This window comes from Streptomyces sp. enrichment culture (genome assembly GCF_964272895.1).
In the GTDB taxonomy this organism is placed as follows: domain Bacteria; phylum Actinomycetota; class Actinomycetes; order Streptomycetales; family Streptomycetaceae; genus Streptomyces.
Genome location: NZ_OZ186832.1, coordinates 1,700,362 through 1,712,410, shown reverse-complemented (window position 1 = coordinate 1,712,410; position 12,049 = coordinate 1,700,362). Strand labels below are relative to the sequence as shown.

The window sequence follows — 12,049 nt, the reverse complement described above, 5'->3', positions numbered from 1 at the left end:
TCTCCTACGTTCTTCGGGTTACTGCTCGTGGCATGGGGGTCCCCCCGCGCGAGCGAAGTCGAGCGTGGGGGAGTGCGGGGACGCCGGTCGATCCGATAGCAAGGGGCCATGGCGGTCCTTGTCGCGCTCGGCGCGTTCCTGATGACGCTGGCCGGCGGCTGGACCGCGGGCCGTGTCACCGACCGGCGTCACCTGGTGCTGGGCCTGGCCGGCGGCCTGATGCTGGGCGTCGTCGGCCTCGATCTGCTGCCGGAGTCCCTGCAGGCCGCGGGCGACGAGGTGTTCGGCGTACCGGCCGCGCTGCTGCTCTTCGTGGCGGGCTTTCTGTTCGCCCATACGGTGGAGCGGCTGCTCGCGGCCCATGGAGCCGAGGAGGACGGCCACCGCACCCCTGAGGTGGGCCTGACGGCCGCCGGTGCCATGGTGCTGCACAGCGCCATGGACGGCGTCGCGATCGGCGCGGCCTTCCAGGTGGGCGGCGGCATGGGAGCGGCCGTCGCGGTGGCCGTGATCGCGCACGACTTCGCGGACGGCTTCAACACCTTCACCCTGACGACCCTGTACGGCAACGCCCGCCGCCGGGCGGTGGCGATGCTGGTCGCGGACGCGGCGGCACCGGTGGCGGGCGCGGCCTCGGCGTCCTTCGTCAGCATCCCGGAGCCGGTGCTCGGCGGCTATCTCGGCTTCTTCGGCGGCGCCCTGCTGTATCTGGCCGCCGCCGAGATCCTGCCCGAGGCCCACCACACCCACCCGGCCCGCTCGACGCTGCTGTGCACGGTCGCGGGGGCGGGGTTCATGTGGCTGGTGGTCGGGCTGGCCGAGTGAGCCCCCGGCCGGGCCGGGGGACGTCACAGCTTGCCGCCCCGTCCGCCGTCCCGCCGCGCGGGAGCGATCAGCGTCGACAGATAGGGGAGCGGCTCGTCACCGAGCCCGGCGGCCGGGCGGATCGTCTCCTCCGGCAGCCCCAGCGAGGCACCCCACACGGCGTCCTCGATCCGCCCGCTCTCCCGCAGCGCCTCGGCGACCTCACCGGCCAGCCGCCCGAACTTGTACGCCACCACGGTGCCGGGCCCGGCCAGCGCCTCCTTCAGCACGGCCGCCCCCGCGGTCACCGGGACGAGGGTCAGCGGCTCGGTGCCCTCGGTGAGCACGGCACCGGAACGCGAGGCCAGGTCCTGCATGGCGGTGATGCCGGGCACGGTCTCGACCTTCACGCCCGGTACGAGGTCGCCGATGGTCTGCGCGAGGTAGGTGAACGTCGAGTACACGTTGGGATCGCCGATGGTGGCGAAGGCGACGGTGCCGTGCGTGTTCAGCAGCTCGGCGACGCGCTCGCCCGCCGCGTCCCAGGCCGCCTCCCGACGCGCCCGGTCGGTCCGCTCGTTGAGCGCGAACACGACCCGGACGACTTTCTCCTCGCCGACGTAGTGCAGCACCGTCGCCTCGGCCCGCCCCCGCTCACCCGTGTCCATCACGGGCACGACGACCACGTCGGCGTCCCGCAGCGCGTTGACCCCCTTGACGGTCACCAGCTCGGGGTCGCCCGGGCCCACCCCGACTCCGATCAACCTGCTGCTCATGACGTCCGGCACCTCTCCACGAACCGACGGGCGACACCGGGCTGGGACGCCCAGTGCGTGTGCAGATAACTGGCGTGCACACCTTGTTGTACGAAACCTTCGACGCGCCGCTCAGGGGCGCGCACCCCCCACGCCGGAGCCGCCCCGGCGCCCGGTTCGACGACCGTGCGATGGAACTCATGGCCCCGCATCCGGGTCCCGGCCGCGGCCAGCACACCGTCCGACACGGCGACCGCGTCCCGGTAGCCGAGGGTCAGCCGCTCCGACATCCGCGCGGAGGCGTCCAGCACCCCGCACATCGGCTGCCCGTCCAGCTCCCGGCACAGGTAGAGCAGCCCGGCGCACTCGGCGGCCACGGGGGCGCCGCTGAGCGCCAGCTCGGCCACGGCCTTGCGCAACGGCTCGTTGGCGGACAGCTCGGCGGCGTACACCTCGGGGAACCCGCCGCCGATGACCAAGCCGCGCGTGCCCTCGGGGAGTTCCGCGTCCCGCAGCGGATCGAAGGCGACGACCTCGGCCCCGGCGGCGGTGAGCAGCTCGGTGTGCTCGGCGTAGGAGAAGGTGAACGCGGGACCGCCGGCGACGGCGACGACCGGACGCCGCTCCTCCCGGTGGACGGGCGGCTGCCATGCCTCGTACGCCAAGGCACCCGCACCCCGCGCCAGTGCCACCAGCGCGTCCAGGTCACACCCCGCCGAGACCTGCGCGGCCATCGCGGCCACGGCCTCCACAGCGGCCGACCGCCGCTCGGCGACCGGCACCAGCCCCAGATGCCGTGAGGGCGTGTCCACCTGCGGCGCCCGCCGCAGCACGCCCAGAACGGGCACCCCCGTGGCATCCAACGCGTCCCGCAGCAGCTGTGCGTGCCTCTCGGACCCCACCTTGTTCAGGATCACGCCCGCGACCCGCACCTCCGGATCCCAGGACGCGAACCCGTGCACCAGCGCCGCGACCGACCGGGACTGCCTGGAGGCGTCCACGACGAGCACGACCGGCGCCCGCAGCAGCTTGGCGACATGGGCGGTGGACGCGAGCTCACCCTCGCCCGCCGCCCCGTCGAACAGCCCCATCACCCCCTCGACGACCGCGAGGTCGCACCCCCGCGCCCCGTGCAGGAACAGCGGAGCGACCAGCTCCGGCCCGCACAGGTACGCGTCGAGATTGCGCCCCACGCGCCCGGTGGCGAGCGCGTGATACCCGGGGTCGATGTAGTCCGGCCCGACCTTGTGCGGGGACACGGTGAGCCCCCGCGCGGCGAGCGCGGCCATCAGCCCCGTGGCGACGGTGGTCTTGCCGCTGCCCGAGGAGGGCGCGGCGACGACCAGCCGGGGAACGGACGTCACCACTCGATGCCCTTCTGGCCCTTCTGGCCGGCGTCCATCGGGTGCTTGACCTTGGACATGTCGGTGACCAGGTCGGCGAAGTCCACCAGCTTCTCGGGCGCGTTGCGGCCCGTGATCACCACATGCTGGGTGCCGGGCCGGTTGCGCAGCACGTCGACGACCTCGTCGGTGTCGACCCAGCCCCAGTGCATCGGGTAGGCGAACTCGTCGAGCACGTACAGCCTGTACGTCTCGGCGGCCAGGTCCCGCTTGACCTGCTCCCAGCCCTCGCGGGCCTTCTCCTCGTTGTCCATCTGGGCGTCCCGCTGGACCCAGGACCAGCCCTCGCCCATCTTGTGCCAGTCGACGGTCCCGCCCTCGCCGGAGGCGCCGAGCACGCGCAGCGCGTTCTCCTCGCCGACCTTCCACTTGGCCGACTTGACGAACTGGAACACCCCGATGGGCCATCCCTGGTTCCAGGCCCGCAGCGCCAGCCCGAAGGCGGCGGTCGACTTGCCCTTGCCGATGCCCGTGTGCACGACGACCAGCGGACGGTTGCGGCGCTGCCGCGTCGTCAGTCCGTCGTCCGGCACCACACTCGGCTGTCCCTGCGGCACTACGCGGCCCTCCTCGTCGACGTCACGTCCTTCACCAGACCGGCGATGCTGTCGGCGCGCAGCTCGTCCAGCGTCACCGCGGTCCCACCCAGCTCACCGGCGAGCTTCCCGGCGAGCCCGAGGCGCACCGGCCCCGACTCGCAGTCCACGACCACCGAGGCGACCCCGTCGGCCGCGAACAGCCCCGCCGCCTTGGAGGCCAGCAGCAGCGGCTCGGGGCCACCCGTGGCCCGCCCGTCCGTCACCACGACCACCAGCGGCCGGCGCGCCGCGTCCCGCAGCCGCTCCACCCGCAGCACCTCGTGCGCCTTGAGCAGCCCGGCGGCAAGGGGCGTACGCCCACCGGTCGGCAGGGACTCCAGGCGCGCGGCGGCGGCGTCGACCGAGGAGGTCGGCGGCAGCGCCACGTCGGCCGAGGAACCCCGGAAGGTCACCAGCCCCACCTTGTCCCGCCGCTGATAGGCGTCGAGGAGCAGCGACAGCACGGCACCCTTCACCGCGCTCATCCGCTGACGCGCGGCCATCGACCCGGAGGCGTCGACCACGAAGAGCACGAGATTGCCCTCACGCCCCTCGCGCACCGCCTGCCGCAGATCGTCCCGCCGGACCACCAGGCCCGGCCCCGACCGCCCGCGCGCCCGCTGATGCGGGGCCGCCGCCTGCACGGTCGCCGCCAGATGCAGCTTCGTCAGCGCACCCTGCGGACGCCGGGCACCGGTCGTCCGCCCGTGCGCGGTCCGCGCCCGCGACCGCCGCCCCGCGGCACCCTCACCGATCCCGGGCACGCTGAGCACCTTCGTCCGGAACGGCTCGGCGGCCCGTACGGCGGACTGTTCCCCCGCGCCCGCGGGGGACTCGGCGCCCTCACCCTCTTCGGGCCGCGCTCCGGTGTCACCGCCCTGCGCAGGTCCGTCGTCCGGCTGTCCGCCGCCCCCGCCGGGACCGCCACCCGGCCCGTCCGGGTCCGGATCGTCCTCGGGCGACTCCCCGGAGAACTCCTCCAGCGTCCGGTCCAGCTTGTCCTCGTCGAGGCCGGGCGCGTCGAAGGGATTGCGCCTGCGCCGGTGCGGCAGCGCCAGCAGCGCCGCCTGCCGCACATCCTCGGCCAGCACCTCGGACCGCCCCGCCCACGCGGCCAGCGCGGTGGCGGTACGCGCCATCACGATGTCGGCCCGCATGCCGTCCACCTCGAAGGCGGCACAGGTCGCCGCGATCTGCCGCAGCGCCCCGTCGCCCAGCCGCACCTGCGGCAGCAACTCCCGTGCCGCCACGATCCGTTGCCGTACGGCGGCCTCCTCGTCGGCCCAGCGCGCGGCGAAGGCGACCGGATCGTCGTCGTAGGCCAGCCGCCGCCGCACGACCTCCACCCGCTGCTCCGGCTCCCGCGAGGCCGCGACCTCGACGGTCAGCCCGAACCGGTCGAGCAGCTGCGGCCGCAGCTCGCCCTCCTCCGGGTTCATGGTGCCGACCAGCAGGAAGCGCGCCGCGTGCCGCACGGAGACACCCTCGCGCTCGACGTACGAGGCACCCATCGCCGCCGCGTCCAGCAGCAGGTCGACCAGGTGGTCGTGCAGGAGGTTGACCTCGTCGACATAGAGGATCCCGCGGTGGGCGTCGGCCAGCAGACCCGGCTCGAACGCCTTCACGCCCTCCGCCAGCGCCCGCTCGATGTCCAGGGCGCCCACCAGCCGGTCCTCGGAGGCACCGACGGGCAGCTCGACCATGCGCGCGGGGCGCTCGGTGCCGTCGCCCGGCTCGTGCGGCCCGTCCGGGCACGCGGGGTCCGGCTTCGCGGGGTCGCACGAGAAGCGGCACCCGGCGACGACCGGCACCTCGGGCAGCAGCGCCGACAGCGCGCGCACGGCCGTGGACTTGGCGGTGCCCTTCTCGCCGCGCACCAGCACACCGCCGACCGCCGGTGACACGGCGTTCAGCAGCAGCGCGAGCCGCAGGTCGTCCTGGCCGACAACGGCCGTGAACGGAAAGGGAGTCGTCACTGGTCGCCCTCCAGATCGCCTTCCAGCTCCAGATAGGTGGCCCGCAGCCGCTCCAGCGTCTCCGCGTCCGGCTCCGCCCACAGGCCCCGGTCGGCGGCCTCCAGAAGCCGCTCGGTGATGCCGCGCAGCGCCCACGGGTTGGACTGCTTCATGAAGTCCCGGTTCTCCGGGTCGAAGACGTACTCGGCGCTGAGCTTCTCGTACATCCAGTCGTCGACCACGCCGGCCGTGGCGTCGTACCCGAACAGGTAGTCCACGGTCGCCGCCATCTCGAAGGCGCCCTTGTAGCCGTGGCGCCGCATGGCCGCCATCCAGCGCGGGTTGACCACGCGGGCGCGGAAGACGCGGTGGGTCTCCTCGCCCAGCGTGCGGGTCCTCACCTGGTCCGGGGTCGCCGAATCGCCCACGTACGCCTCGGGGTTGGCGCCGGTGAGGTGGCGGACCATGGCGACCATGCCGCCGTGGTACTGGAAGTAGTCGTCGGCGTCGACGAGGTCGTGCTCGCGCGTGTCGACATTCTTCGCCGCCACCGCGATCCGCTTGAACGCCGTCTCCATGTCCCCGCGCGCCGCGCGCCCGTCCAGCCCGCGCCCGTAGGCGTAGCCGCCCCAGACGGCGTACACCTCGGCGAGGTCGGCGTCGGAGCGCCAGTTGCGGGCGTCGATCAGCGGCAGCAGACCGGCGCCGTACGCACCCGGCTTGGAGCCGAAGATGCGGGCGGTGGCCCGGCGCCGGTCGCCGTGCTCGGCGGTGTCCTCGTCGGCGTGGGCCTTCACGAAGTTCTGCTCCGCGGGCTCGTCCAGCTCGGCCACCGTGCGGACCGCGTCGTCGATCAGCCCGACCACGTGCGGGAACGCGTCCCGGAAGAAGCCGGAGATACGGACCGTGACGTCGATACGCGGACGGCCCAGCTCCGCCGGCGAGATCACCTCGAAGCCCGTCACCCGCCTGGACGCCTCGTCCCACACCGGACGGCAGCCCAGCAGGGCCAGGATCTCGGCGATGTCGTCGCCCTGGGTGCGCATCGCGGACGTGCCCCAGACCGTCAGTCCCACGGACTTCGGGTACGCGCCGGTGTCGGCCAGATACCGCTGCACCAGCGAGTCCGCGAGCGCCTGCCCGACCTCCCAGCTCAGCCGGGACGGAATCGCCTTGGGGTCGACGGAGTAGAAGTTCCGGCCGGTCGGCAGGACGTTGACCAGGCCGCGGGTCGGGGAGCCCGAGGGGCCCGCCGGGACGTAACCGCCGTCCAGGGCGCGCAGGATGTGCCCGATCTCGTCCGTCGTCCGGGCGAGCCGCGGGACGACCTCGTTGCAGGCGAACTCCAGCACCGCGACCGCGTCAGGGAGTTCGGTCCCGACGACCTCACGCACGAGCGCCGGGACCGAGGCCACCGCCCAGTCGCGCTCCTCCATCCCCTCCGCGATCCGCCGGCACAGCTGCTCCAGCAGGTCGATCGCGTCGGCGGCCGTGCGCGCAGGACCCTCCACCAGGTCCGTCAGCTCCACCGGCACCTTCACCGGAGCGCCCGGCTCGGCCAGCAGTTCCTTCTCCACCAGGCCGAAGTGCGCGGCCAGGCACGCCCGCAGCCCCGGCAGGGCGTTCGCCTGCCCGCCCCACACCTGTGAGGCGCGCAGCACGGCGAGCACGAGGTTCACCCGCGGCTCACCGACCGGGCCGCCGCCCAGGATGTGCAGACCGTCGCGGATCTGGACGTCCTTGATCTCGCAGAGGTAGCCGTCGATGTGCATGACGAACTCGTCGAACTCGTCGTCGTCCGGCTGCTCGTCCACATGCAGGTCGTGGTGCAGCTCGGCCGCCTTCACCAGCGTCCAGATCTGCGCCCGCACGGCCGGTGCCTTCGCCGGGTCCAGGTCGCTGACCAGCGCGTACTCGTCGAGCAGCTGCTCCAGCTTGGCCAGGTCGCCGTAGGTGTCGGCGCGGGCCATCGGCGGCACCAGGTGGTCGACGACCGTGGCGTGGCCGCGCCGCTTGGCCTGGGTGCCCTCGCCGGGGTCGTTGACGATGAACGGGTAGATCAGGGGCAGGTCGCCGAGGACCGCGTCCGGTGCGCAACCGCCGGAGAGCCCGAGGCCCTTGCCCGGCAGCCACTCCATCGTGCCGTGCTTGCCCATGTGCACGATCGCGTCGGCGCCGAAGCCCCCCTCCGATGCCGCAGCCTCCAGCCAGCGGTAGGCCGCCATGTAGTGGTGGGAGGGCGGCATGTCGGGGTCGTGGTAGATCGCGATCGGGTTCTCGCCGAAGCCGCGGGGCGGCTGGATCATCACGACGACGTTGCCGAACTGGAGGGACGCCAGCACGATGTCCTCGCCGTCGACGTACAGGCTGCCCGGCGGCTCGCCCCACGCCTGCAGCATGGCGTCCCGCAGCTCCGGGTCCAGCTTGTCGAACCACGCCCGGTAGTCGGCGAGCGGCACCCGCGCGGGCGCGGCGGCCAGCTGCTCCTCGGTCAGCCACTCCACGTCGTGGCCACCGGCCTCGATGAGCCGGTGGATCAGCTCGTCACCGCCGGACGGGTAGTCCGTGAGGCTGTAGCCCGCGTCCCGCAGCGCGTCCAGCACCCGCACCGCCGACGCGGGCGTGTCCAGGCCCACCGCGTTGCCGACCCGCGAGTGCTTCGTCGGGTACGCGGTGAAGACCAGCGCGAGCTTCTTCTCGGCGTTCGGCTTGTGCTTCAACTGCGCGTGCCGTACGGCGATCCCGGCCACCCGCGCGGCGCGCTCGGGGTCCGCCACGTACACCGGGACGTCGTCCGGGCCCTGCTCCTTGAAGGAGAACGGCACGGTGACGAGGCGCCCGTCGAACTCCGGGATCGCCACCTGCATCGCCGCGTCCATGGGGGACAGGGCGGCGTCCGACTCGTCCCAGGCTGCCCGCGAGGAGGTCAGGCAGAGCCCTTGCAGCACAGGGACGTTCAGGTCGGCGAGGGCCCCGATGTCCCACGCCTCCTCGTCGCCGCCCGCCGAAGCCTGCGAGGCGTGCGTGCCGCCCGCCGCGAGGACGGTGGCGACCAGGGCGTCGGCCCGCGCCAGGATCTCGTACAGCCCGGCGTCCGCGCCGCGCAGCGAACCGCAGTACACCGGCAGGGCGTTGGCCCCACGCGCCTCGATCGCGTCGCAGAGGGTGTCGACGAAGGCGGTGTTGCCGCTGAGCTCGTGGGCGCGGTAGAAGAGCACGCCGACGGTCGGGCGGCCCTCCTGGAGGGCGCGCTCGCCGTGCACGCCGTACTCCGGCATCTTCCGCGGCGCTTCGAAGCCCTCGCCGGTCAGCAGCACCGTGTCGGACAGGAAGCGGGAGAGCTCCACGAGGTTCTCGGGGCCGCCCTCGACCAGGTACTTCAGCGCCTCCGCGACCACGCCCGCGGGCACGCTGGACTCGGCCATCAGCTCCGCGTCCGGCACGGCCTCGCCGCCCAGCAGCACGGTCGGGACGCCGGACGCCTTCAGCGCGGCGAGCCCGTCCTCCCAGGCGCGCTTGCCGCCGAGCAGGCGTACGACGGCGATGTCGGCGCCGTCCAGCAGCGCGGGCAGCTCCTCGGCGACGTCCACGCGGGTCGGGTTGCCGATCCGGTAGGACGCACCCGAGGCACGGGCCGCCAGCAGATCCGTGTCGGCGGTCGACAACAACAACACTGTGCTCATGCGGGTGCTCCCGGTGGAATGAAAGGCAGTCCTTGCGGCGCGCCGGACTCGATGAGCCGCCACAGCGCGTCCGTGTCCGCGTGCTGTTCGATCAGGTCGCCGAGCCGGTCGAGCTGCTCCTCGCGCAGCGCGGCGAAGGACGTGTCGGGTGCCGGTACGAACCGGCGGCCCGCGGCGGCGGCCACCTCGCGCAGGAAGGCGCGCCGGAAGCCGTCCGACTCCAGCGAGCCGTGCCAGTGGGTGCCCCAGGTCTGGCCGACCCGGCAGCCGTCGAGGAAGGGTTCGCCGCCGTCGACGGTGGCGACGCCGTGGTGGATCTCGTATCCCTCGACCGGCTCGCCGAGGGCCTCGCCCCGCGGCCGGGTCAGGGTCTTCTCGCGGGCGAAGCGCACCCGCACGGGCAGGACGCCGAGGCCGTCGACGTGCCCTCGGCGGCTCTCGACCTCGTCCTCGATGTGTTCGCCGAGGATCTGGAAGCCGCCGCAGATGCCGAGCACGGGCCGCCCCTCGGCGACCCTGCGCCGCACGGCCTGCGCCAGCCCCCGCTCCCGCAGCCACTCCAGCGCCCGCACGGTCCCGCGGGTGCCGGGGATGACGACCAGGTCCGCGTCGGCCAGCTCCTCCGGCCGGTCCACGAACCGCACCACGACGCCCGGTTCGGCGGCGAGGGCGTCCACGTCGGTGAAGTTGGACATCAGCGGGATCGCGCACACGGCGACCCGCAGCACGTCCTCGCCGTGCGGCGGCGCCACGTTCGACTCCCGGACCGTCCCGCGCAGGGACACCCGCAGTCCGTCCTCCTCGTCGATGCCCAGCCCGTGCCGGAAGGGCAGCACGCCGTACGTCCGCCGCCCGGTGAGGCCGAGGAGCATGTCGAGGCCGGGCTCCAGCAGGGAGACGTCCCCGCGGAACTTGTTGACGAGGAACCCGGCGACGAGCTTCTGGTCCTCCTCGGACAGCAGCGCCACCGTCCCGAAGAAGGACGCGAAGACGCCCCCGCGGTCGATGTCACCGACGACCAGGACGGGGAGCCCGGCATTGCGGGCGATCCCCATGTTCACGATGTCGGTCCGGCGCAGGTTGATCTCGGCCGGACTGCCCGCCCCCTCACAGATCACCGCGTCATACGTGCCCCGCAACTCGGCCAGACAGTCCAGCACCGTGCCCAGCAGCTTCTGCTGCCGCCCGCCGTGGTACCCGCGTGCGCTCAGCTCGCCCACCGGCTTGCCCAGCAGCACCACCTGGCTGCTCTGCTCACCACCGGGCTTGAGCAGCACGGGGTTCATCAGCGCGGTCGGCTCGACCCGGCACGCCTGGGCCTGCATGGCCTGCGCCCGCCCGATCTCGGCGCCTTCGCGCGTGACGAACGAGTTCAGGGACATGTTCTGCGCCTTGAAGGGCGCGACCTTGACCCCCTGGCGCACCAGCCACCGGCAGATCCCGGCCGTGACGACGCTCTTGCCGGCGTCGGAGGTGGTGCCGGCGACGAGGAGACCCCCGCTCATCCCTTCCGCCCCTTTCCTGCGAGGCGCCCGGCGACTCCCACGCCGAGCGCGAGCCAGCCGACCCGGCGGGACAGCCGTACCGCCCGGTCGATGTCGGTGACGGCGACGGCGCGTCCCGTCGCCCCGTTCAGCACGGGCCGGTGCTCGACCCGGCCGCCGTAGGAGAGGGTGCCGCCGAGCCGTACACCGAGGGCGCCCGCGAAGGCGGCCTCCACAGGACCGGCGTTGGGGCTCGGATGCCGGGCCGCGTCGGCCCGCCAGGCCCGTACGGCACCGCGCGGATCGGGACCGGCGGCCGCGGCGAGTACGGCGGTGAGCCGCGCCCCCGGCCATCCGGCGAGGTCGTCGAGGCGGGCCGAGGCCCACCCGAACCGCCGGTACCGGGGCGATCTGTGGCCCACCATGGCGTCCAGGGTGTTGACGGCCCGGAAGCCGAGCAGCCCCGGCACCCCGCCGACGGCACCCCACACCAGCGCGCCCACGACCGCGTCGGAGGTGTTCTCCGCGACCGACTCCACGACGGCCCGTGCGATCCCGTCGGCGTCCAGTGCCTGCGGGTCGCGGCCGCACAGGTGGGGCAGCCGGGCGCGGGCGGCCTCCACGTCACCGGCTTCCAGCGCGCGACCGATGGCACGGGCCTCGCGCGCGAGTGAGGTGCCGCCGACGACGGCCCAGGTGGCGGCGCCGGTCAGCGCGACCGAGGCGGCGGGGGAGCGGCGTACGGCACGGGCGGCCGCGGCGCCCAGGGCGACCGTGCCGCCCACGCACACCGCGGTGTGCAGGGCGCCCCGGCCGCGGTGGTCGCGCCACAGCAGCCGTTCCACGGCACCGGCGGCACGGCCGAACGCGGCGACCGGATGCCTGCGGCGGGGATCGCCGAGGAGGAGGTCACCGAGGAGGCCGGCGGCGGCGCCGTACGCGAAGACGCGATCGGCACGCATCGGGCTCAGCCGGCCGTGGGGTCGGCGAGAGCAGGGGTGGTGAACCGCGTTCGGCAGCCGCGCATGGCGTTATGTCCTCACTCAGGGTGTCCGCGCCCTGGTTCGACGAGACCGGCGGTGGGAGTTCCTGGCTCCCGGAGTGCTGTGGCACCCCGGTGACAGTGGCGGGACCGCGCCGGATTCGCACCGGACTTCCTCCCCTGCCGCCGTACTTGGCTCCGGCAGTCCACCACGGCCTGCGAACACCCGTCAACTCGCTGTTGACCTGCGAGGCTGGAGTGTGCCGAGGCCCACACCGCTACCACGCCGAGCGGCCCGCCGGGACCGACTCGCGCCGAAATGCGCTCTGCCGGGCGGCATTGGGCGCCCTCCCTTGTGACACACCGTCACAGCCGTCTGCAATACGTCCGACGAGGTGCGGGAGG

The 12,049-nt window shown here is 73.7% G+C and carries 8 protein-coding genes and 1 riboswitch; of the genes, 1 reads left to right on the top strand and 7 read right to left on the bottom strand.

The features are described from left to right. The first annotated feature begins 108 nt into the window (after positions 1-108). The gene (locus ACSU6M_RS07770; RefSeq protein WP_437068168.1) at positions 109-825 is read left to right on the top strand and encodes a ZIP family metal transporter; all 717 of its coding nucleotides are present in this window, start codon (positions 109-111) and stop codon (positions 823-825) included. Between the two features lie 23 nt (positions 826-848). On the opposite strand, the gene cobI is transcribed toward ACSU6M_RS07770, so the two are convergent. Genes cobI through ACSU6M_RS07735 form a run of 7 tightly spaced genes read right to left on the bottom strand, consistent with a single transcriptional unit; the run spans position 849 to position 11,624 of the window. Further along, on the bottom strand, positions 849-1,580 hold the full coding sequence (gene cobI, locus ACSU6M_RS07765; protein ID WP_437068167.1) for a precorrin-2 C(20)-methyltransferase: 732 nt from the start codon (positions 1,578-1,580) through the stop codon (positions 849-851). Continuing rightward, positions 1,577-2,926: a cobyrinate a,c-diamide synthase gene (locus ACSU6M_RS07760; protein ID WP_437068165.1), complete on the bottom strand. Its 1,350-nt coding sequence runs from the start codon at positions 2,924-2,926 to the stop codon at positions 1,577-1,579. The genes cobI and ACSU6M_RS07760 overlap by 4 nt, the downstream gene beginning before the upstream one ends. After that, a complete protein-coding gene (cobO, locus tag ACSU6M_RS07755) occupies positions 2,920-3,519 on the bottom strand; it encodes a cob(I)yrinic acid a,c-diamide adenosyltransferase (protein WP_097255411.1) in 600 nt (199 codons plus the stop codon). Before cobO ends, ACSU6M_RS07760 begins: the two co-directional genes overlap by 7 nt. Beyond that, positions 3,519-5,516, bottom strand: a complete 1,998-nt coding sequence (locus ACSU6M_RS07750; RefSeq protein WP_437068163.1) for a putative cobaltochelatase — start codon at positions 5,514-5,516, stop codon at positions 3,519-3,521. The genes cobO and ACSU6M_RS07750 overlap by 1 nt, the downstream gene beginning before the upstream one ends. Next, the gene (cobN, locus tag ACSU6M_RS07745) at positions 5,513-9,178 is read right to left on the bottom strand and encodes a cobaltochelatase subunit CobN (protein WP_437068161.1); all 3,666 of its coding nucleotides are present in this window, start codon (positions 9,176-9,178) and stop codon (positions 5,513-5,515) included. The genes ACSU6M_RS07750 and cobN overlap by 4 nt, the downstream gene beginning before the upstream one ends. After that, on the bottom strand, positions 9,175-10,683 hold the full coding sequence (locus ACSU6M_RS07740; protein ID WP_437068159.1) for a cobyric acid synthase: 1,509 nt from the start codon (positions 10,681-10,683) through the stop codon (positions 9,175-9,177). The genes cobN and ACSU6M_RS07740 overlap by 4 nt, the downstream gene beginning before the upstream one ends. Continuing rightward, positions 10,680-11,624 carry a cobalamin biosynthesis protein gene (locus ACSU6M_RS07735; protein WP_437068157.1) on the bottom strand — a complete coding sequence of 315 codons (945 nt, stop codon included), beginning with the start codon at positions 11,622-11,624 and terminating at the stop codon, positions 10,680-10,682. The genes ACSU6M_RS07740 and ACSU6M_RS07735 overlap by 4 nt, the downstream gene beginning before the upstream one ends. A gap of 102 nt (positions 11,625-11,726) precedes the next feature. Then, positions 11,727-11,869: riboswitch (cobalamin riboswitch) on the bottom strand. Positions 11,870-12,049: the final 180 nt, after the last annotated feature.

Excerpts from the sequence above, each read along its gene's own strand:
- ACSU6M_RS07735 (WP_437068157.1), bottom strand. The coding sequence starts at position 11,624 with ATGCGTGCCGATCGCGTCTTCGCGTACGGCGCCGCCGCCGGCCTCCTC.
- ACSU6M_RS07740 (WP_437068159.1), bottom strand. The coding sequence starts at position 10,683 with ATGAGCGGGGGTCTCCTCGTCGCCGGCACCACCTCCGACGCCGGCAAG.
- ACSU6M_RS07770 (WP_437068168.1), top strand. The coding sequence starts at position 109 with ATGGCGGTCCTTGTCGCGCTCGGCGCGTTCCTGATGACGCTGGCCGGC.
- cobI (WP_437068167.1), bottom strand. The coding sequence starts at position 1,580 with ATGAGCAGCAGGTTGATCGGAGTCGGGGTGGGCCCGGGCGACCCCGAG.
- cobN (WP_437068161.1), bottom strand. The coding sequence starts at position 9,178 with ATGAGCACAGTGTTGTTGTTGTCGACCGCCGACACGGATCTGCTGGCG.